The following is a 20,692-nucleotide window of genomic DNA, read 5'->3' as shown; positions in this document are numbered from 1 at the left end:
CGGCGCAGATACGCGCGCGCGTGTCAGTGCTCAAGACTGTTTTTGTAGATCCTGCCGTCCTTCATGATCACCACAAAATTCTTCGTGGGATCTTCGATGAGCCTGATGTCTTCGAGCGGATTGCCGTCGACGAGCAGGAGATCGGCGAGCGCCCCCTCCTCCACGACGCCGAGCTTGCCGGGATAGGGATCCCGCAGACCGGAGAGGCGCAGCAGTTCCGCATTGGTCGACGTCGCCATAGTCAATGCTTCGGCCGGCGTGTACCAGCGCGTGAGCGCGCTCAGCAACGCACCTTGCTTGTCCGCCAGTGCCTTCGAGAACAAGACGTCGGTGCCGAACGCGGTTTTGATGCCGTACTTTCTTGCCAGCGCATAAAGGCGGTCAGTGCCGGCAACCACCTGCCGCATCTTGTCCTGTTCGGCAGGCCCAAGCGCGGCCGCGCCGGCGAGATCGAGGAACGGCTGTGTGCTCAGCCATATTCCCTTTTCCGCCATCAACCTCGCGCTCGCCTCGTCCATGAGGTGACCGTGCTCAATGCATCTGACGCCGGCCGCGATCGAGCGTTGGATCGCGACCGGGGTATAGGCATGGGTCGCGACATAGGTGCCCCAATTGTCGGCCGCCTCGACCGCGGCGCGGAGTTCGGGCTCGGTGAAGGTCGAGACATCGAGCGGGCTGAACGGCGACGCGACACCACCGCCCGCCGCAAGCTTGACCTGCGAAGCGCCTTGCATCAGTTGCTCGCGCGCCCGCATGCGGACCTCGTCGGGACTGTCGGCGACCATGCTGCCGCCGATCCGCTCCATGCGGCTGAGCATGCCGCCGATCGTGCGCGGCAGATCCGAAAGCTGACGAAAATCGCCATGACCGCTGGTGATGGTGATCATTGCGCCCGAGGGATAGATGCGAGGGCCGGCAACGAGATCTTCGTCGATGGCCTGCTTCAGTCCGAACGAGGGGCCACCCATATCGCGCACGGTCGTGAAGCCGCGCATCAGCGTCGCAGTTGCCTCGGCCGCGGCGAGCAGATTGTTGTAGCCAACATCGCCTGCGAGCGCGGCCACCGCCGTCGATTACCAGACCGGCAGCAGTGGCTTCGCCAATTGAGATTTTCTCGATGGTCTTGTTCCGGACAAGAACGCTGGATGGTGCAGAGAGCGAAACGGACTTGCCGTCGAATATCCGGACGTTGCGGAACAGGATAGCGGGGTCCTGCTGCGCCGATACCGGTGACGGAAGACCGAAGACGCCTCCAACGAACCAAAGCGCCATGACAGCCCGCAGGAGCGTCGCCGGCCTACGCCAACTCATATGTAATCTCCGCAGCGCTTACGCAGGCTTTGCCACAGGGAGCCACGCAAAAGTCAGCCACCCGATGCCATGAGACAACAAGTCGATGCCGAGCAACAGTCCCAGAACCCACAGCCCGGTCATCGGAAAGCCCGTCAGGATGATGAGTCCCGCCAGAACACCAAACACGCCCGACGCGAATATGATGCCGCCGCCCTGCTGCCAGCGGCCGATGCCGATCAGCATGCGTACGACACCGGAGACCAGGAGCGCAATGCCGAGCACATAAGTGAGCAGGAGCGCTCCGGTCAGCGGCTGGGTGACCAGAACAATGCCGAGGGCAATATAGAGCATGCCGAGGATGATCTGCCAGACGAAGCCGCCCCAGCCCTTGGTCCAGAAAGCGTGGAAAATTTCGAAAGCGCCCGCGGCGATGGCCATCCAGCCAATGAACAGCGCACTGACCACGGTGAAGAACGCGATGTCGCCGAGCACCATCAGCCCTGCGAGCACCATGAACAGACCCAGCAGCACACAGACCCAGCGAGGCGGTTGCGGCAGGCCCGTCGCGCCCATGGGTGCGCTATTGTCGTAAGTGGTCATGACATCCTCCTCGGTTTACCTCCAACGCCATCCGCAATGACGGCGGCCACGGTGCCACCAGCACTCCCAGCGCCGACGCCGCCGATGCCATGATGGCGGGCGAGGCCGTGGACGTTGTGGCGGCCGACGCGCTGGGCGTTGGCCGGGGTCCTGTAACGGACGGGCAGTCTGCTGCGCAAAGGTGCCGGCAGCGGGCTCGCGCCTGCTCGGAACGGGATGATCCTTTGGCTCCGGCAGGGCCACAGCATCGTACGACCCTAGGGTCACTCCTGCACCAGCGACCATCACGCCTCCCAACAGCATCCGCAACGCGGCGCGTCGATCCATCTCGCTTACTGATCTCATTCCTGGGTTCTCTTTCACGAAATCCTCTGCCCTTCTTCAACGCAGGCTCTCGCAGGGGCTTCATCGATTGGGATCTCACCCGGCAGGTAGTTAGGAAGTTGTCCGGCCGGGATAATCGCAATCAGGGCGAGACCCGCCATGATCAAGAGTCCAATCTTGAGCGCCCGCAGGCGTGCCTCGGTGTTCACCCGCACGGCTTCCGCGACCTGCTGCGGCGATCCGCTCGTGCCTTCCAGCACGGTGCGCAGGCGGTCGTTGCTGACGAAGGTGATGTTGTCGAGATCGACCTGGGCCTGAAGCTCCGGCGTCAGCACGGGACTTGCCGTGATCCTGCCGAGTGCGATGGTGCTGAGTAGACCGACCAGAAGAGCTCCTGCGACCGCGGTCCCGACTGCGGCGGCAAGATTTTGCGTCGTGCCGCGCAAGGAGCCGACGTCACCGGCGAGTGCTTTTGGAGACTCTGTCACGAGGACGTTGAACAGCAGCGTCACCAGCGAGCCCTGACCAATGCCGAACAGGAAAAGCCCGAACAGCACGGGAATTTCGCTCCAGTCGTTGCGCACGACAAAGGCGAGCCAGACCAGCGCGATGGTGCAAACCGAAAACCCGTAGCGACCGATCTGGCGCGGCGTTAGTCGCTCGTAGACATTGACGATCAGCATCGCCGAGAAGAAGACCGTGAGGTTGAACGGCATCATCGCAATAGCGGTCGCAAGCGGCGAACGCCCCTGCACGATTTGGATATAGAGCGGCACCGTGAAGTTCAGTGCAGCCTCCAGCGCGACCACCGCGAACAGCGCAAAGACCGCGCAACGCTCCTCCGGCGAGTCGACTACCGCCAAGGCCAGCAGCGGCGTCTTGCCGGCGGCTTGCCGCCTGTGCGTCCACAGCAGGAATGCCTGGCCCAGCACGATGCCGAGCAAGATCATGACTGGGGCGGGCGAAAGGCCGAACAGATCAAACGGTGCGTTCGGGGTCGCCACCGCGAGCCCCCAGCCGTTCAGATTGTTGAAGCCGAAGCTGATGAGGATGATCGCGGTCGCGGCGAGCATCACGCCGACGAGGTCGATCTGCACGTCAGGCCGACCGTGGTCAGGTTTGAGGCGGAAGCTCATGAGAAAAACGATAGCGGAGGCCGCGATCAGAATTCCGAACGCCGGCCGCCAGCCGATATAGGTTCCAAAGACGCCGCCGACCACAAACGCCAGCACGCCGGCAGCCGCACGGGCCGAGCCGAGCGCACCCAGCGCGGTTGCCTGCTGGCGGCCCGCATAATTCTCGGCAATTAGCGCGACCAGCGAAGGCACGATCACCGAACCCGAGGCACCGCACAGCGCTTGCGCGGAAATCATGACCGATGCGGACGGGCTGAACGTCATCATGAGCTGTGAGACGAAGAACAGCACGACCGCGCCGCGGAACACATGCACCGCGCCAAATCGTTGAGCAAGCTTGGCGCCGAGCATCACGAAGCCGGCAACCAGCATGGAGTAAGCTACGATGCCTGTCGCGACTGTCGTGGGCGCGACGCCAAAGCTCTCGACCATTCCACCCATGGCCACCGGCAGCGAAGCCACGTTGAATGACATGATCATCTGGCCGAGCGCGATTGCGATCATGGGAACCCATGAGGCGCGCTCCTCCTGGTGAATGCCGCCGATCGACATTGTCTGCGTGGCCATGGCGTCCTCCAGCTTGATCGGCGTTGCGACCGGCCAGGCTATGAGCCGACCGATCCTTTCAGCATCGGTTCACTCTTCCGGTTTCGATACGAACAGATCCATTCCCAGCCGCTGCGACAGGAACTTTGCGGCGAGTTGCCCCCGCACGCTGTTGCCGGCGGCATCGAGCGGCGGCGCGAAGGTGCCGAAGCCGCCCTTGCCTGGGGACACCGCGACGATGCCGCCGCCGATCCCGCTCTTGCCCGGCAGGCCGATGTCGTAGAGCCAGTCGCCGGAGGTCTCGTAGAGCCCGGCTGTGATCATAACAGCCAATGCGTAATGGCAGATCGAGGCATCGACGACGCGCTGCTTGGTCACGGGGTTGACGCCGCCGTCCGCGAGCGTTGCGCCCATGACCGCGAGGTCGCGCGCGCTCACATTCAGAGAGCACTGCCGGGTATAGAGATCGGTCGCTTCCTTTGCGTCGCAGTAGATGCGGTCATAGCTCTCCAGAAGCCGCGCTATGCTGCGGTTGCGAAAATTGGTCTCCGACGCCGAGGCGTAGACCTCTTCGTTGAGCGGCAGCGTGCGGCCGGCAAAGCGCGACAATCCGTCATGAATGAATGCCCATCGCGCCGCGGCGGTAGCGCCAGGCGCCAGGCTGGTCGTCGCAATCGCGCCGGCATTCACCATTGGGTTGGTACGGCCGCTGCCCTGCTCAATCGCGGCGAGCGAGTTGAATGGGAGACCGGTCGCGTTCGCGCCGAGCTTGGCGCGGGCCTCCTCCGGCCCGATGGCCTCGCAGACCAACGCGAACAGGAACGGTTTTGACACGCTCATGATGGAGAATTCGTAGTCGGCATCGCCAGCGCCGAAGATCTGCCCGCTTGTCGCAACGACACAGACGCCGAACAGCTCACTCGGCACGCGCGCGAGCGCGGGGTAGACCTGCGAGTTGGTTCCATCATGATTTGCTTGAAATCGTCGCTGTGCCTCGGTCACCAGCGACTGCACGGCGTCCGCGCCGGGCAGATGGCCGGTCGAGACGTAAGCCGTCTCTCGTTCGTCAACCAGAGGACGCGCCATGGCACCACTCCGTAGAACGGATTCAACTGATGTCGGCTCCGTTCTAGAACTCGACGCTCGCCACCAGTTGATTCCCCCAGCTCGAGCGAGTCAATTTACAACCACAAGGCGATTTTGCAGGCCTGCCATACGACTCCACAAGAGATGCAGCGACCGCGCGATGCAGCGGGAATTTCTGGCAGATGCGTAAGCCTCGCTGTCGAGCCATGTATCGAACTCTATTCAAAAGCAAATACCGACCGAGATAAGAATCAAGGTCAGATTGTAATTCGCTTGCGCTGGAGTACGATCATGCCGGCTGCGAAAGGATCATTGGGCGAAAGAGAAGCGCGAAGAAATCCACATTATATAAACGAGGCGTAACATGGTGGCACAAACGACTGACGGACATGTCCTGCTGGTCAAAAAGCTCGGCGGCCTCTTCGCAATCATCATCGGATGCTTGCTGACCGCAGTCGGCGTGACCTTCGAATCCAGCGGGACGACTTTCTTCGGCGTTCTCTTCCTGGTGCTTGGCGCGGGTTTACTCGTGCTGAAAATCGTCAAACGAAACGAATGATCTTCGTTGCCATAGGCAACTGACGCGGTTCGCTCAGGCGCCGAGCACATCGACCAGCCGCAGCTCATCGGCAGCGGGATCTTTCAAGAACAGCTCGGCCTCGATCTCGGTCAGATGCGACAGCATCTGTGCGCGGGCCGCCTCTCTGTCGCGCTTGCGGATCGCGGCGACGATGCCGGCGTGGTGATCGGTGCCGCAGGCCGGCGTGTCATGGCGGCGGTAGAGCAGGATGATGAGCGAGGAACGCGCGATCAGCTCCTTGAGGAAGCCGAGATAGATGCTGTGGCCACTCATCTCGGCGACCAGACGGTGAAACTCGCCGGAGAGGCGGACCGAGGCGCGCGCGTCGCCGCGCAGTTCGGCCTCGCGTTCTTCGGTGAGATGGCGCTGGAGACGGTCGATCCAGGCCGGCGATACCGCGTCGATGGCGTGACCAATGATCGTCGGCTCAATCAGGCGGCGCGCCTCGAACACTTCGCGGGCATCCGCAGGCGTCGGACGTGCGACGAAGGCTCCGCGGTTCTTCTCGATGTTGACGATGCCTTCATGCGCGAGCTGCTGCAGCGCGGTGCGGACCAGCGTACGGCTGGCGCCGTAGATGTCACCGATCTCGTCCTCGCCGAGCTTCGTGCCGGGTAACAGGCGGTGCTCGAGGATCGCGGCGGTCACGCCCTCCCGAATACGACTGACGCGATCGCTCGCGTCCGGCACGTCGAATTTCGGGCGGGTCTTGGCGGCCATGGATGTCAGGCTCGATCGAGAACGTTCGGCTGCGAATGTTAGTCGACGAGCTGTATCCAATCACAGGCGAAACTTTATACAATCTTCGCCCGTTTTGTGTGCAGGTGATTGCGCAGGCGGCAGGCAGCCCGGATCGGCCAGATTCAATCTAACGATCTGACTCCGCTGCACAGTTTTGAGAAATTGACCGCCGAGCGCCGTTGGCACGGACCTTGCGGAGAGAGGCGGGAAGCATCGCCCTCCCGTCGGACACGCCATGGCCACTCCTGCCGCTCTCGAACTGGTTGCCGTCACCAAACGCTACGACGCGACGCTGGCGGTCGAGGATGTCAGCCTGAAGATCCCGGCCGGCACCTATTGCTGCCTGCTCGGCCCCTCCGGCTGCGGCAAGACCTCGACCCTGCGCATGATCGCGGGCCATGAGGCCGTCAGCGAGGGCGACATCATCCTGGGCGCGCAGAACGTCACCGACGTTGAGCCCGCCAAGCGCGGCACGGCCATGATGTTTCAGTCCTATGCGCTGTTTCCGCATCTCAGCGTCATCGATAACGTCGCTTTTGCGCTGAAGATGCGTGGCATCGACAAGCCGACGCGCCACAAGCGCGCCGGCGAATTGCTCGAACTGGTGGCGATGAGCCCTTATGCCGGACGCCTGCCCGCACAGCTCTCCGGCGGCCAGCAGCAGCGCGTGGCACTCGCCCGCGCGCTGATCACCGAGCCGCAGATTCTGCTGCTCGACGAGCCGCTCTCTGCGCTCGATCCCTTCCTGCGGGTGAAAATGCGGGGCGAATTGAAGCGGCTGCAGCGCGAGCTCGGCATCAGCTTCATCCAGGTCACCCACGGCCAGGAAGAGGCGATGGCGCTCGCCGACCACATCGTGGTGATGAACCACGGCAGGATCGAGCAGCAGGGCACCGCGCGCGAGATATTCCACCGTCCCCGCACCGAATTCGTGGCGCGCTTCATCGGTGGCCATAACGTGCTCAACGATTCCGGCAAGCTGATCGCCGTGCGCGCCGATCAGCTCGGCATCGTCCCGTTCACTGACGGCGCCTTCGGCGCGCCGGCGCTTTTGACCCAGACCGAGTACCAGGGCTCCTTCATCGCTGTCTCGCTCACGCTCGACGATGGCACCGCCCTGTTCTCCCACGTTCCCGAGGCAACCTTCGACGTCCACCCGTTCCGTCCGGGCGATCGCGTGCTGGCCACCTGGGATCCCGCCAAGGCGCAACGCCTGCAATAGCGCCGATCGATCACTGGAATGCGCAACAGAGGAGTGACTGATATGACCGAGACCACCAGGACGAAGGGCGTCAGCCGCCGCACGCTGCTCAAGGGCACTGCAGGTCTTGCCGGCCTCGCCGCCGGCTCCGGCGCGATCACCGGCTTTCCATATGTGAAGTCGGCCGATGCGAAGGTGCTGCGCTATCTCGGCACCGCCGTAAACGAGGGCGACGACATCTCCAAGCAATGCCTGAAGGACACCGGCATCAAGATCGAATACATCACCGCGACCACCGACGACGTCACCAAGCGCGTGATGACCCAACCGAACTCCTTCGACGTGCTGGACACCGAATATTTCTCGCTCAAGAAGATCGTGCCGTCCGGCAACATCCTTGCCCTCGACGCCAAGAAGATCAAGGAATTCGACAACATCACGCCGGTCTTCACCAAGGGCGAGACGCCCGGCGGCAAGAAGATTGGAGGCCAGGGCACCGCGCCCTGGAAGGTGCTCTATCTCGAAGGAAAGGACTCCAAGAAGTTCGCGACGTCGGCGACTGAATTCGTCACGCTGATTCCGACCGTCTACAACGCCGACACGCTGGGCATCCGTCCCGACCTGATCAAGCGCCCCATCAGCTCGTGGTCCGAGCTGCTCAATCCCGAATTCAAGGGCAAAGCTTCGATCCTCAACATTCCCTCGATCGGCATCATGGACGCCGCCATGGTCGTGGAGGCCTCCGGCAAGTACAAATATGCCGACAAGGGCAACATGACCAAGGAAGAGATCGACCTCACCATGAAGGTGATGACCGAAGCCAAGAAGGCCGGCCAGTTCCGTGCCTTCTGGAAAGACTTCAACGAGAGCGTCAACCTGATGGCTTCAGGCGAGACCGTCATCCAGTCGATGTGGTCGCCGGCGGTGACGAAGGTGCGCTCGATGGGGATCCCCTGCACCTTCCAGCCGCTGAAGGAAGGCTACCGCTCCTGGGCCTCCGGCTTCTGCGTCTCCAAGGGCGTCTCGGGTCCCAAGCTCGAATGGGCCTATGAGTTCGTGAACTGGTTCTTGTCGGGCTACGCCGGCGCCTACCTCAACCGCCAGGGCTACTACTCTGCCGTGCTCTCCACCGCGAAGGCGAACATGGAGCCCTACGAATGGGCTTACTGGATGGAAGGCAAGCCGGCCGAAAAGGACATCAAGGCGCCCGACGGCTCGCTGCTCGAGAAGGCGGGTGCCGTGCGTGACGGCGGCTCCTACGAGGACCGCATGGGCGGCGTCGCCTGCTGGAACGCGGTGATGGACGAGAACGACTACATGGTCCGCAAATGGAATGAGTTCATCGCGGCGTAATGGACATGTCGGAAGAGGTCCTGCAACAGGCGGCCCCGGGCTTGATCCCGGGGTCGGGCACAGCGCGCGCCGCAAAACCGACGCGCCTGTCCCCGTCCTTCATCTCCTGGCTCCAGGCCGGGCCGATGATGCTGGTGTTTCTCGCCTTCTTCCTCATCCCGCTCGTCTTCGTCGTCATCGTCTCGTTCTGGGACTACAACGAATACCAGCTGCTGCCGGCCTTCTCCGGCCGCGGCTACACCGACACGTTCGAAGGCTGCATCGCGCAGCTCCCCGATCTCTGCACGATCGGGCGCACCTACGTGATGACGCTGAAGCTGTGCTTCATGGTCTGGGCCATCACGCTCTTCATCGGCTTCTGGGTCGCCTACTTCCTCGCCTTCCACGTCAAGTCCAAGACCTGGCAGATGGGATTGTCGCTGCTGTGCACGATCCCGTTCTGGACCTCCAACGTCATCCGCATGATCGCCTGGATCCCGTTGCTGGGCCGCAACGGCCTGGTCAATTCCGGCCTTGTCAAAGCAGGACTTATCAACCAGCCACTGGAATGGCTGCTGTTCTCCGAATTCTCCGTGGTGCTGGCGCTGGTCCACCTCTTCACCTTCTTCATGGTGGTGCCGATCTTCAATTCGATGGTGCGCATCGACAAGTCGCTGATCGAGGCCGCCTATGACGCCGGCGCGAGCGGCTTCCAGACGCTGGTCAACGTCATTATCCCGCTGGCAAAGCCCGGCATCGTGATCGGCTCGATCTTCGTCATTACCATCGTGATGGGCGACTTCATCACCATCGGCGTGATGGGCGGCCAGCAGATCGCCGCCGCCGGCAAGATCATCGAGACGCGGGTGAACGCGCTGCAATTCCCGGCCGCCGCGGCGAACGCCGTCATCCTGCTCGCGATCACCTTCTTGATCATCACCATGATGTCGCGCATCGTCGACATCAAGAAGGAGCTCTAGAGCATGAAGGAAGGACGCCCGCGCTCTTTCTACGTGCTCGCGATCTTCTTCGCGGCCTTTGTGCTGTTTCTCTATGGCCCGATGATCGCGATCTACGTGCTGTCGTTCCAGGGACCGCAGGGTGGCCTCACTTTCCCGATGAATGGCGTGTCGACCTTCTGGATCGCGAAGCTGTTCCAGGGCACCGGCATCGTCGATCTCGGCGCGGCTTTCCGCCGCTCGCTGCTGCTCGGCATCATCGTGATGATCCTCACCGTCGTGCTGTCAGTCGCCGCCGGCATGGCCTTCCGCCGCAAGTTCAGGGCGCAGAGCATCCTGTTCTATTCGGCGATCGCAAGCCTGATCGTGCCCTCGATCATCACCTCGCTCGGCATATCGTTAGAATTCCGCATCATCGACGACTTGATCAAGGCGCATTGGAACGAAGACTTCGAGACCTCGATGGGCCTGCTCACTTCGGGCCTCGGTGCCCACCTGACCTGGACGCTGCCGTTTGGCCTCTTGATCATGTTCGCGATCTTCAACCGCTTCGACCCCAGGCTCGAGGAAGCCGCACGCGATCTCGGCGCGACGCCGTGGCAGACGTTCCGCCATGTCGTGCTGCCGATCATATTGCCATCCGTGATCGGCATTGGCCTATTCGGCTTCACGCTATCCTGGGACGAACTCGCCCGATCGAGCCAGGCGATCGGAGCTGTAAATACATTGCCGCTGGATCTGCAGGGCCTCACCACCACCGTGACGAACCCGGACATTTATGCTCTCGGCACCGTGATCTCCGCCGTCTCGTTCACGGTGATCGCGCTTGCGCTCGGCACCATCCACATGCTCAACAAGCGGCAGGCGGCCAAGGGCTCGGACGCTGGCAAGGGACTTGTCTGATCCGATGCGGCTTCACGTCGTCAATCCCAATACCACTGTTGCGATGACGACGAAGATCGCCGCTGTCGCGCGCTCCGTCGCCCTGCCCGGCACCGTGATCGATGCGCGCCAGCCGGCGATGGGCCCGGTCTCGATCGAGGGATTTTACGACGAGGCCTTTGCCGTGCCCGGCATGCTCGGCTGCATCCGCGAGGCTGATCGCGACGGCGCGGATGCGCACGTCATTGCCTGCTTCGATGACACCGGCCTCGACGCGGCGCGCGCCGCCGCGAAGGCCCCGGTGATCGGCATCGGCGAAGCCGGCTTTCATATGGCAAGCCTGATCGCTGCGCGCTTCGCCGTGGTGACGACGCTCGCTGTCTCCATCGTGCCGATCGAACATAATTTGCGAAAATACGGTCTCGCCGAACGTTGTGCCCGCGTGCGCGCCGCCGAGGTCCCCGTGCTCGCGCTCGAGGAGCGCGATGCCGATGCCGTCGGCCAGATCTCCGCGGAGATCTCGGCCGCGACTCGTGATGACCGCGCCGAAGCCATCGTGCTCGGCTGCGCCGGCATGGCTGATCTCGCCGCCGAGCTCGCCGCCACGCACGGCCTGCCCGTCGTCGACGGCGTCGCGGCCGCCGTGACGCTGGCGGAATCAGTGGTGCGGCTCGGGCTGACGACGTCCCGGCTCGGGCCCTATGCCGCGCCGCGGTCGAAGACCTATTCCGGGCCGTTTTCGCAATTTCAGCCTTGATCCGTGGTCCCGACGGGCCTTCGGACGCTTCAACTCCCGCTGATTGCTGGTTTTTTTGCCCTTAGCCTCTTTTTGGTCCCATTCCTTGCCGAAACGTAAGGCTTTCGGGACGCCCCGGTGATCCTCTGGGTTGCCGGTCTTCGCCACTCACCAAGTTTCAATTTGGGTTTTGTCAGCGATGATCGATCTCGCACAGGACACACCATCCGCCCCTCTCCTTCGCCTCGGCGCCCAGCCGATCGCGCTGACCGCGGCCGCGCTTCTCCTGCTGATCGCCGGCGTGACCTCGATCGCGGGCTGGCGTGCCTATACCGGCGCGGCACCGGAGACCGACCGGCTGGTAGCATCGCGGCAGCTCCAGGCCCGCACCGCACAGGCGTCCGAGCAACTCGTCGAGAAGACCAAAGGGCTGGAGGCGACCCAGCAGGAATCGATCGACCAGCTCCAGGTCGTGCAGGACCAGCTCCAGACCATGAAGCGGCTGATGGCGGCGCAGCAGGCCGACACCAAGCGCCTGTCCGAGCAGGTCGCGGCGCTGAACGAGTCCGTCGACGGCTTACGGCAGTCCTTTGCCAGCACCCGGGCCAGCGAGGCCGAAACACCCTCCGTTACCCGCAGGAAACCGGCGCGGCACCGCGTTCAGGCCAGCGCGGGCAAGCGGTCGCGCGGCTGAGCAACTCACGACACCGACGAATTTTTTCGACTTGTGAACTGGATCACATTCGCGCGTGTGATTCCGCGCGATGCTTGCAATACCGGATGGCGTGAGCCGATTTCAATGTCCGGGGCTGGCAAGGTCGTTGACGGTATACTGCGTCAACGGCCTTGTTTTTTGGTGGGCCGGCTACTCGCCAAGGATGCTATTCGCAGACGTCCACGCGCCGGTATCGCCATCCCGAAGGCGTCATGACCCGCTTGCGAACGACGTAGCAGCCGCCGTAACCATCGTCATAGCCGGCACCATAATAATAAGGACTGCCGTAATACGGATAGCCATAGCCATAATAAGCGCCATAGTAGCCGGCGCCGGCAAGCCCAGCCCCGATCGCGACGCCCGGCCAGAAGCCGCCGCCGTGCCAATGGCCGTGGCCGCCATGCCAACCGCCACCGCCCCAGCCGCCATGGCCGAAACCGCGCGCCTCGGCCACTTGCGGCGCCGACAGCCCTACCGCCGCGACGGTCACCGCCGCCATGATCATCTTGCGTAGCATCACTTGATCCTCTGCGTGGACACGCTCCACGCTTCAAAGCAGGATCAAGCTAACGTCACTCCGACATTTCTGACAGCCACGCTGTCTCACTTCCGCGCGAGCGTCAGCAGCCGCGGCAGATGCTCTTCATCTTCTTGTCGAGCAGCCGGTTCTCGGCGTTGACCGTGGCATCAGCCGCCCCACCTGCACCGCCGGTGGTGACCCCGGAGCCCGGGCCGGATGATTGAGCCGTACCCAGGCTGTTGGTCCCGGGCGGGGGAGCAGGCGAGTTGGCGATACCCCCCGTCGGTCCCGCGGAGCTTCCAGTCGATCCCACAGAGCCTGCGGTCGATCCCACAGAACCTCCGGTCGAGCTTGCAGAACCTCCGGTCGATCCGGCAGAGCCGCCGGTCGCTTGCGCGAACGATACGGCCGGAATCGCCGCGAGTGCGAGGATCACCATCATGGTCTTGGTTGCGGACGATCTGGCAGACATTGGAAATTCTCCTTTGCCGGTCAACCGCTGCCGCGATCACCTGTTCCGGAACAAATGCCGTCACATCAGCTTGAAAGCGAGGAGGCCAAATCACGATGAACCATCGCGATCCCTTTGCTGAAGGCGAACGCGCTGCGCGCGAAAGCATCCCCGCAGAAGCCAATCCTTATTCGGAGGGCAGCGACGAGCATGCGCTATGGGCCGCCGGCCACGAGAAGGTGGCAGGCGCGATCGAGGCACGCGAATCCGAGGGCATGTGACGATAGGTCGTCTGCAGCCGCACCGACTGGACCGACACGGCCCCGGGCATCTCAGCCGATCCGCTTCAAACCCTTCTTGAAGCGGGGACCGTTGGCCACGTAGAACTTGGCCGCACTCCCCATCTTCTGGACCTGGGCATCTTCGAGCGTGCGGATCACGCGCGCCGGCGAGCCAATGATCAGCGAGCGCTCGGGAAACTCCTTGCCCTCGGTGATGACGGAGCCGGCGCCGACGATGCTGTTGCGGCCGATCTTCGCGCCGTTCATCACGATCGCGCCCATGCCGACGAGCGCGCCCTCCTCGATGGTGCAGCCGTGCAGGATGACGTTGTGGCCGACCGTGCAGTTCCTGCCGACGTGAAGCGGGAAGCCGAGATCGGTGTGGCAGGTTGAGCCGTCCTGCACGTTGGCGCCTTCGCCGATCTCGATCCATTCATTGTCGCCGCGAAGCACCGCCCCGAACCAGACGCTCGCGCCCGGCTTCAGGCGCACACGGCCGATCACGGTGGCCGTCTCCGCGATGAAATAATTGCCGTCGGCGGGAAGATCGGGCGCCTGCCCGTCGAGCTCGTAGATCGCCATGGAGGTCTCCTGTCAGGATGATCCTGGCATAGCGAAACGGCGGCCTGGACGCAAAGGGGCCGCCACGCAGAGCGTCCAGGGCCGCGCCGGAGGCGTCAGCCCAGCACGCCGGCTGCGCGCAGCGTCATCAGGAAGAAGGTGCCGCTCATCATGCTCCAGAAGCCGGCAATGAGGGTCGCCATCATCACGAATTCGGCGCGGCGGGTTTCCACACGGATGCCGCGGAGCGTGTTGCGCATGATGATGAAGGGCGCCGCAAAGACCAGGAAGGGCACGGCCGCGAAGGTCTTCGGCGCGACGCCGTCCTGCAATAAGCCGAAGCCGGCGGGACGCTGCGCGAATGCCTGGTATCCGTTCACGAGCGCGCCCGCGAGCGCGAAACCGATGCAGATCGAGAAGAAGGTATTGAGAGCTTCAGGTGTCATCGGAACGGTCCGCCCTTACGCGACGCTAGCGCCTTCCTGTGACAAATCGTGCCGGTTAACGCTACATTATCCCTAAGGGAAGGTTAACGCCGCCGGCCAGCTCGCGCAGGGGCCTTCCCGCTCTCCGCAGGTGGGGAGCGCTGCGCGAAATCGCCGCCGCATGGCATATTCGCCGCTGATTCGTCGGCCAGCGGCCGACTGCGGCTTACCTTGCGCTAGCTCATGACGGTGTTTTCGGCAGCCTCGCCTCGCTCTCCCCGGACACGCACCCGCGCGCATGTCGTCCCGATCGCGCTCGGCGGCGCGGCTGCGGCGTGCGCGGTCGCGCTCGTTGCCTATTTGCTGTGGCCGACCTGGGGCACGCGCGGTGCGAACGCCCCGGACAAGCTGCCGGTGAGCGTCGGCGGCACCCTGTTCAACCTGCCTGTGACGGCGATCCGGATGAAGATCCAGCGACACTCCGGGCCGCAGGAGCGCATCGATCTCGATTTCCTCTATCCCTCGCTGGAACCGCCCGGCGCTCCGAAGCACGTCACCGCCGAAACGGTGGAGGCGGCGGTGCAATCGATCGACCGCATCTTCCTGTCGATCGCGGCCCATCACGATGCACTCGCGCCCGAGCAGCGAACGGCCACGATCTATCCGCGCTATCTCGACCGGGCCGCGACGATGCCCGAAGAGGGCCTGACGATGCGGATGTTTCGCGCTGAGACCCCTTACGGCAGCGAGGATCTCTATTCCGCCGCAAGTCCGGCGCTGACCGCACGCTGCACCCGCGATGCGGCCACTCCCGGCATGTGCCTCTCCGAGCGCCGCGTCGGCGGCGCCGATCTCACCTTCCGCTTTCCGCGAAGCTGGCTGTCGCAGTGGCGAGATGTGGCGGAGGCGATGGAGAAGCTGACCGCGCAGCTGCGCGGGCCGAAGGGCTGAGCGGGGCCTCGGCTTGACGGACGGGCTGGAGCCTCCCAAACAAAAACTGCGAAAACAACCCCATGCACAGTAGCCAAGCATTGGGGGCATCGAGGTTTTTCGTATTTTTCGAATCCCAACTTGACCCGTCGGGCAAAACAGGGGCATGATGTCATCATGCTTTTCCTGCAGCTCGGCGCGTGCCCCATCCCGGCGCGTGCGCGCATCGTGGAGCACACTGATCGCGGCATGGTCGTGCATGCCGAGCTCGTCGATCGGAGGGCATCATCGTTGCCGATGCCGCGGCGCGGCTGCGCATTGTTGCAAAAAAGTCGAGTTGTGCAGCTGCGTCGCCAATGCCCGTCGTTGCGAGAGGCTTGTCCAGCTCAAGAGCGGCGGCGAAACAATCACAACATACGGGGGCGCTGCATTCGCAGCTCGCGTGTCCCGGACGCGCTGCAGCGTTCTTACGCTGCTGCGCAGAGCGGGGATCCAGAAGGCCCGCACTCCGCTGCTGCATGGGCCCCGGCTCTGCAGCGCATCGCCGAAGAGGCGCTGCGCTGCGTCCGGGGCACGAAGCCGAAGCTCCGTGTCACCACTATTCCTGATCGACGAGATCGTCCTCGAGGATCGCCATCTGGAACTGGAACGAGCGATCGTCGTCCTCATCGTCGACGAAGAGCACGCCGATGAACTCCTCGCCGATATAGACCTCGGCGGAATCGTCCTTCTTCGGCCGCGGCACGACGCGAATCCTGGGATTGCCGAATACGCGCTTCAGATACGCATCGAGCTTTCTCACTTCCTTGACGTCCACGGCAAGTCTCCAATCGAAATCTAACTTGGCGGGGTTTACGACGAGACGCGCCGAACCGCCAGCATGAAGTGCCAACGTAATTTGGGACGGAAAGGGCCGGAAAATCCTGTTCCGATCAACGAAGATCAAAGTCCCATCGCGTTGATCATCTGATCCATGGTGCGCGACGGCTCGGCGCAGCCGGCTTCACCGACGATCTTGGCGGGGACGCCCGCAACCGTGACGTTGTGCGGTACCGGCTTGACCACGACCGAGCCGGCGGCAATGCGTGCGCAATGGCCGATCTCGATGTTGCCGAGGATCTTTGCGCCGGCGCCGATCAGCACGCCATGGCGGATCTTCGGATGACGGTCCTCGTTCTCCTTGCCGGTGCCGCCGAGCGTGACACCGTGCAGGATCGAGACGTCGTCCTCGATGACAGCCGTCTCACCGCAGACGAAACCGGTGGCGTGGTCGAGGAAGATGCCGCGGCCGATGCGCGCTGCGGGATTGATGTCGGTCTGGAACACTGCCGAGGCGCGGCTCTGGAGGTAGTATGCGAAATCCTTGCGGCCCTTTAGGTAGAGCCAATGCGCCAGGCGATGGGTCTGGATCGCATGAAAGCCCTTGAAGTAGAGCAAGGGATCGATGAAGCGCGAAGTCGCGGGATCGCGGTCGTAGACGGCGACGAGATCGGCGCGGAAGGCGTTGCCGAGATCGGGATCGTCCCGCAGCGCCTCGTCATAGGTCTGGCGCACAAGATCGCCCGACAGCGCGGAGTGATCGAGCCGGTCGGCGAGACGGTGAATCACGGAATCTTCCAGGCGACTGTGATGCAGCACCGTCGAATAGATGAAGGTCGCAAGCTCGGGCTCGCGATGGACGATGTCTTCCGCCTCGCCACGGATCCGGTCCCAGATCGGATCGAGCGATGCGAGCTTTCCTCCCGGATTGACCTGATGCACTGACATGGGATCTGCTCTTTCGAATGGGCTCGTTTTGTTGGTTCTATAGCACAGTCTAGGCGACAAAGTCCTGACCGGCTTGCCTGAGAGTGAACAGTGCCTTGCCTCGCCACACCAAGCCAAAGTACTGATATCCAAGACTTTCTTCTGACGCCCCAAGCGGCAAGGTCGGCTCAAGGTGGTCAGAGTTTTGCCAAATTCAAGCCGGGCCGCGTCAAACTATTGGTGAATTCTCCCCCAACCGTTATTGCGGGCATGGTCCGAGCGAGGACGGAGCAGATTTGAGCATCACCACCGACCAATTGCGCGCGCGCGCCGCTGACACGTTCTGGCTGCGGCTGGCCGCAATGGCCCTGCCCCTCCTGATGATCGCGCCGGCGTTCTGGAACGGCTATCCCTTGTTGCAATGGGATACCGGCGGCTATCTGGCCCGCTGGTACGAGGGCTATCTCGTCCCCAGCCGCTCCACCGTGTTCGGCCTCTATCTGCACTATGGCGAGGGTTTTGGTTTCTGGATCAACCTCGCGGTCCAGTCGCTGGCGACGCTGTGGCTGTTGCAGCTCAGCTTGCGCGTGCTCGGCCTGATGCAGACCTTCCGCTTCGTCGCGATCAGTCTGCTCCTGATCCTGTCGACCGCCCTGCCCTGGCTGGCCAGCATGCTGCTCACCGACATCTTTGCGGGACTGTCGGTGCTGTCGCTGTTCCTCCTGGTCATCGGACGACACCACACCTCGGTGCCCGAAAAAATCGCGCTGTTCGTCCTCACCGCCTTTGCCGCAGCGACCCACAGCGCAACGCTCGGCGTGCTGCTCGGTCTGTGCGCCGCCGGCTGGATGGCGCGGCCGCTCCTTGGGCCTCGCCTTCCGTTTGCGGGACTGGCGCTGGCGAGTCTCAGCATCGTCGCGGGCGGCCTGACGCTGATGTCGGCGAATTATGCGCTGTCGGGCAAATGGACCTGGACGCCCGGCGGCTATGGCGTCGCCTTCGGCCGCATGATGCAGGACGGCATCGTGGCGCGCTATCTCAACGACCATTGCCCGCGCGAACACTACAAGCTCTGCCCTTATCGCAACGAGCTGCCGGCGAGCGCCGACGAATTTCTGTGGGGCAAGAGCATGTTCAACACCCTCGGCCGCTTCGATGGGCTGAACGAGGAGATGGGCTACATCGTCGTGCATTCACTCGCGGACTATCCGGCCTGGCAGGCCGGCGCGGCGCTGCGGGCGATCGGGCAACAATTGCTGCATGTCGCAACCGGCGAAGGCACCAACGGCTGGATCCCGCACACCTACGGCATCATCGAACGTTACGTGCCTTCCCAAGTCGCGCCGATGCGCGCGGCGCGACAGCAGCACTGGGCCGTCAATTTCGACGGCGTCAACTGGCTGCACGTCCCCGCCGCGCTGGCCTCGATGGCGGCACTCGTCGTGCTGCTGGTGCATGCGCTCGCCAAGCGTCGGCTTGACGATCTGACGCTGCTGGCAGCAACCGTGTCGCTGGCGCTGCTCGGTAATGCCTTCATCTGCGGCGTGATCTCGGGCCCGCACGACCGCTATGGCGCGCGGATGGCCTGGCTTGCGACCTTCGTGGTGCTGACGGCTCTGGCGCGCCGCTTTGGCGACGACATCAAAGCGCGATGAGATTGGGCCGAAGACTCATAGCGCTTGATTTCGTCCGAGCATCGATCGCTTTCATCGACAAGGAAAACCCAGACTTGGCGTTCAACAGCCTATCCACGTCGGCAGAGAATAGAGTCCGATAACAGCCTTTGGCGGACTCCAGGCGCTCTCGAGCGGCCCGCTTGCACGTCTGCTCGTGGACCCTAGGCGGAAAAACAGTCTGTTCGTACCCAACCGCCGCCCTTATTTTGGTGCCGCAACGTCGACGTTGTGAAATGCCTCCATCAACCAGCGACCGTCCCGTTTAACAAAGACTTCCATCAAGAGTGTCTTACTTATACCATCGCCTGTCACTGGCGCACCGCTTGGTGTGGTCATCAGACCATGTATTTCATTATCAATGTCTACAATTGCCACGTCGTCCGTGATGAAGCGTAGCCGCCGAATTGTTTGCTTCTTCGTGGTGCCTTTGAAGATGCCAGTCAAAATTTGCTGTTGCCGTTGGCAAAAACGCGCTTTGCCGGACATGTCCGCTCCCGACGTATTGAACGCTGAGATATCAGGAGCGGCCGATTGGCAAAACTCTGCGGCGTTACCAGCATTCCATGAGGTTGATTGATCTGAGACGATTGCGCGAATAGCCGCTTCTTGCTGCGCGTCCTGAGCATTTACAGAAGCCGAGACCAAAATTGTTGAAAGAATCAAAAAAGCAAGTTTTCGTGTCATTGGGCAACCTCCGAGCATTCGGTGGCTTGAAAAGCGTTCAATCGAAACCTGCAATTTGGCGCAGCCAAGTCGGTAAGCGTATTTCGGCTTCCATTTTGGGCCTTAGCCGAGCCACGCTGATCCCATTGTAATGTCGGCTCTGGGCGGTAAACAGGACGCCGCGCCGTGCTTGCCTCGACCGGCGCTTTTGACCTACGGCCGACATTGTTGCGCGAACTGCTCAGATCACGAGCGAGGGGGCCGAAAGGTCGTTGTAATTGATTACGAAGGTGGCCTTCGCTTCCGGTTGGCAGTTGAGAAGATAGAGCCGCTGTCCCTCAACGTAGCGCCGGTTCGATGGAGCCGCAGGGTCTGGCGACGAGCCATCGCGCGAAGCGCACCGCGCGACCGATACAGCGAAGTCCGTTCGGAGGAAGACTGAAACGTCCCAGTAGGTGAGGAGTTCGGGTCGATGCAGAAAGATGCCGTCTACCAGCAAAACGGAAGACGGCAGTGCCTCCAGATCATCGGCAGGTACAATGTCATCGGTCACATGATCGAAAATTGCTCGACGATACATGCAAGAACCACCGGGGCTTAGCGGGTCCAGCAGGTATTGCTTCAATGCCGAGTAATTGTACGAGTCTTCAAAAAAGCCTTCCGGTGAATGTCGCCCACGCCGATATCTGACCGCCTTGGGATTATGAAATCCGTCTACCGAGGCTCGAATGACAGGCCGCCCCTTAATCGCAACGAGGGTTCCGAGTTCATCTGCGAATGTGGTCTTTCCCGCCCCGTCGACGCCATCGATAGCGACGCGGGCCGTCCGATCTGACGAGGTTACGACAAGGCGATCAGCCAAGTCGGATAGAAATTTCTTTCTCTTTTCCATCAGGATTGAAATGCGCCGAGCGGAAGTCACTTAAACCTACAATGAAGCTGGTCACTTCCGCAAATGGCCGGCTTAAGACCATCCGGTGGGTGCCAAAGATGTCCGCCCACCGAGGCTAACCGGAAGTCATGGTGGCGGTGCAAAACCGACCCGATTGACCCGACTCGGACATGCAGGTTGTCCAGCAGCCATCTCGGACGCGGGGGCAGCTTAGCCCCGCGACGTAATCGCCAGGCAAGCAAGGAACCGGTCGGCGAGGACCTACGTTTTAGAACCCACAATCAGAGGAGTCGTGACTATGGCAGCTGGCACCCTCTCTCCACCCAAAGTCGTCTCGCGTGAGGAATGGCTTTCCGCACGTAGGGCATTGTTCGTCGAAGAGAAGGAGATGACGCACAAGCTCGACGAACTTAGAG

At 62.5% G+C, this 20,692-nt stretch carries 22 protein-coding genes and 1 pseudogene; 10 read left to right on the top strand and 13 right to left on the bottom strand.

All coding sequences use genetic code 11. From position 1 onward, the window contains the following. Positions 1 to 23 precede the first annotated feature (23 nt). The 4 genes and pseudogenes from IVA91_RS12215 to glsA all read right to left on the bottom strand — a co-directional run bounded on the left by IVA91_RS12215 (position 24) and on the right by glsA (position 4,985). A pseudogene (locus IVA91_RS12215) lies at positions 24 to 1,272 on the bottom strand (amidohydrolase family protein). 57 nt (positions 1,273 to 1,329) lie between these two features. Beyond that, entirely contained in the window at positions 1,330 to 1,893 is a 564-nt protein-coding gene (locus IVA91_RS12210; RefSeq protein WP_247458789.1) for a DUF308 domain-containing protein, read from the bottom strand. Between the two features lie 359 nt (positions 1,894 to 2,252). Further along, a complete protein-coding gene (locus tag IVA91_RS12205) occupies positions 2,253 to 3,920 on the bottom strand; it encodes an MFS transporter (protein ID WP_247458788.1) in 1,668 nt (555 codons plus the stop codon). Between the two features lie 69 nt (positions 3,921 to 3,989). Continuing rightward, complete coding sequence (gene glsA / locus IVA91_RS12200; RefSeq protein WP_247420731.1) at positions 3,990 to 4,985, bottom strand: glutaminase A; 996 nt, start codon at positions 4,983 to 4,985, stop codon at positions 3,990 to 3,992. 364 nt (positions 4,986 to 5,349) lie between these two features. Between glsA and IVA91_RS12195 the strand changes: the two genes are divergently transcribed. Continuing rightward, positions 5,350 to 5,544, top strand: a complete 195-nt coding sequence (locus IVA91_RS12195; protein WP_247296348.1) for a hypothetical protein — start codon at positions 5,350 to 5,352, stop codon at positions 5,542 to 5,544. 33 nt (positions 5,545 to 5,577) lie between these two features. On the opposite strand, the gene IVA91_RS12190 is transcribed toward IVA91_RS12195, so the two are convergent. Next, positions 5,578 to 6,285: a GntR family transcriptional regulator gene (locus tag IVA91_RS12190; protein WP_247280061.1), complete on the bottom strand. Its 708-nt coding sequence runs from the start codon at positions 6,283 to 6,285 to the stop codon at positions 5,578 to 5,580. 256 nt (positions 6,286 to 6,541) lie between these two features. Here IVA91_RS12190 and IVA91_RS12185 point away from each other — a divergent pair, with 256 nt between their 5' ends. The 6 genes from IVA91_RS12185 to IVA91_RS12160 all read left to right on the top strand — a co-directional run bounded on the left by IVA91_RS12185 (position 6,542) and on the right by IVA91_RS12160 (position 12,110). After that, positions 6,542 to 7,528: an ABC transporter ATP-binding protein gene (locus IVA91_RS12185; protein WP_247280062.1), complete on the top strand. Its 987-nt coding sequence runs from the start codon at positions 6,542 to 6,544 to the stop codon at positions 7,526 to 7,528. Between the two features lie 42 nt (positions 7,529 to 7,570). Continuing rightward, a complete protein-coding gene (locus IVA91_RS12180) occupies positions 7,571 to 8,860 on the top strand; it encodes an extracellular solute-binding protein (RefSeq protein ID WP_247280063.1) in 1,290 nt (429 codons plus the stop codon). Continuing rightward, positions 8,860 to 9,819, top strand: coding sequence for an ABC transporter permease (locus tag IVA91_RS12175; protein ID WP_247458787.1), 960 nt, complete (start codon positions 8,860 to 8,862; stop codon positions 9,817 to 9,819). Before IVA91_RS12180 ends, IVA91_RS12175 begins: the two co-directional genes overlap by 1 nt. Positions 9,820 to 9,822: 3 nt before the next feature. Next, the gene (locus tag IVA91_RS12170) at positions 9,823 to 10,701 is read left to right on the top strand and encodes an ABC transporter permease (RefSeq protein ID WP_247458786.1); all 879 of its coding nucleotides are present in this window, start codon (positions 9,823 to 9,825) and stop codon (positions 10,699 to 10,701) included. A gap of 4 nt (positions 10,702 to 10,705) precedes the next feature. Continuing rightward, a complete protein-coding gene (locus IVA91_RS12165; protein ID WP_247458796.1) occupies positions 10,706 to 11,437 on the top strand; it encodes an aspartate/glutamate racemase family protein in 732 nt (243 codons plus the stop codon). A 178-nt stretch (positions 11,438 to 11,615) separates the two neighbouring features. Further along, positions 11,616 to 12,110 (top strand): hypothetical protein, encoded by a 495-nt coding sequence (locus IVA91_RS12160; RefSeq protein WP_247280065.1) that lies wholly within the window; start codon positions 11,616 to 11,618, stop codon positions 12,108 to 12,110. A gap of 187 nt (positions 12,111 to 12,297) precedes the next feature. Here the strand turns inward: IVA91_RS12160 and IVA91_RS12155 are convergent, their stop codons facing one another. Continuing rightward, entirely contained in the window at positions 12,298 to 12,648 is a 351-nt protein-coding gene (locus IVA91_RS12155; protein ID WP_247280066.1) for a hypothetical protein, read from the bottom strand. 103 nt (positions 12,649 to 12,751) lie between these two features. Continuing rightward, positions 12,752 to 13,123: a hypothetical protein gene (locus tag IVA91_RS12150; RefSeq protein WP_247458785.1), complete on the bottom strand. Its 372-nt coding sequence runs from the start codon at positions 13,121 to 13,123 to the stop codon at positions 12,752 to 12,754. 95 nt (positions 13,124 to 13,218) lie between these two features. Between IVA91_RS12150 and IVA91_RS12145 the strand changes: the two genes are divergently transcribed. Beyond that, positions 13,219 to 13,383: a hypothetical protein gene (locus IVA91_RS12145; protein WP_247458784.1), complete on the top strand. Its 165-nt coding sequence runs from the start codon at positions 13,219 to 13,221 to the stop codon at positions 13,381 to 13,383. 51 nt (positions 13,384 to 13,434) lie between these two features. On the opposite strand, the gene IVA91_RS12140 is transcribed toward IVA91_RS12145, so the two are convergent. Both IVA91_RS12140 and IVA91_RS12135 read right to left on the bottom strand, forming a co-directional pair. Further along, positions 13,435 to 13,965, bottom strand: coding sequence for a gamma carbonic anhydrase family protein (locus IVA91_RS12140; RefSeq protein ID WP_247458783.1), 531 nt, complete (start codon positions 13,963 to 13,965; stop codon positions 13,435 to 13,437). A 95-nt stretch (positions 13,966 to 14,060) separates the two neighbouring features. After that, on the bottom strand, positions 14,061 to 14,390 hold the full coding sequence (locus tag IVA91_RS12135; RefSeq protein WP_247280070.1) for a hypothetical protein: 330 nt from the start codon (positions 14,388 to 14,390) through the stop codon (positions 14,061 to 14,063). Between the two features lie 222 nt (positions 14,391 to 14,612). On the opposite strand from IVA91_RS12135, the gene IVA91_RS12130 reads away from it, so the two are divergent. Beyond that, complete coding sequence (locus IVA91_RS12130; protein WP_247458782.1) at positions 14,613 to 15,320, top strand: hypothetical protein; 708 nt, start codon at positions 14,613 to 14,615, stop codon at positions 15,318 to 15,320. A gap of 577 nt (positions 15,321 to 15,897) precedes the next feature. On the opposite strand, the gene IVA91_RS12125 is transcribed toward IVA91_RS12130, so the two are convergent. Then, the gene (locus tag IVA91_RS12125) at positions 15,898 to 16,116 is read right to left on the bottom strand and encodes a DUF3126 family protein (RefSeq protein ID WP_247458781.1); all 219 of its coding nucleotides are present in this window, start codon (positions 16,114 to 16,116) and stop codon (positions 15,898 to 15,900) included. 125 nt (positions 16,117 to 16,241) lie between these two features. Next, the gene (cysE, locus tag IVA91_RS12120) at positions 16,242 to 17,066 is read right to left on the bottom strand and encodes a serine O-acetyltransferase (protein ID WP_247336032.1); all 825 of its coding nucleotides are present in this window, start codon (positions 17,064 to 17,066) and stop codon (positions 16,242 to 16,244) included. A 275-nt stretch (positions 17,067 to 17,341) separates the two neighbouring features. Between cysE and IVA91_RS12115 the strand changes: the two genes are divergently transcribed. Then, on the top strand, positions 17,342 to 18,700 hold the full coding sequence (locus IVA91_RS12115; RefSeq protein WP_247458780.1) for a hypothetical protein: 1,359 nt from the start codon (positions 17,342 to 17,344) through the stop codon (positions 18,698 to 18,700). 222 nt (positions 18,701 to 18,922) lie between these two features. Here the strand turns inward: IVA91_RS12115 and IVA91_RS12110 are convergent, their stop codons facing one another. Then, positions 18,923 to 19,405, bottom strand: a complete 483-nt coding sequence (locus tag IVA91_RS12110; RefSeq protein WP_247458779.1) for an SgcJ/EcaC family oxidoreductase — start codon at positions 19,403 to 19,405, stop codon at positions 18,923 to 18,925. A gap of 220 nt (positions 19,406 to 19,625) precedes the next feature. After that, on the bottom strand, positions 19,626 to 20,276 hold the full coding sequence (locus IVA91_RS12105; RefSeq protein ID WP_247458778.1) for a uridine kinase: 651 nt from the start codon (positions 20,274 to 20,276) through the stop codon (positions 19,626 to 19,628). Positions 20,277 to 20,692: the final 416 nt, after the last annotated feature.

Origin of the sequence: Bradyrhizobium sp. 153, assembly GCF_023073835.1 — a bacterium.
In the GTDB taxonomy this organism is placed as follows: Bacteria; Pseudomonadota; Alphaproteobacteria; order Rhizobiales; family Xanthobacteraceae; genus Bradyrhizobium.
Note: the sequence above shows the minus strand (reverse complement) of the source record. Positions and strands in the feature narration are given on the sequence as shown.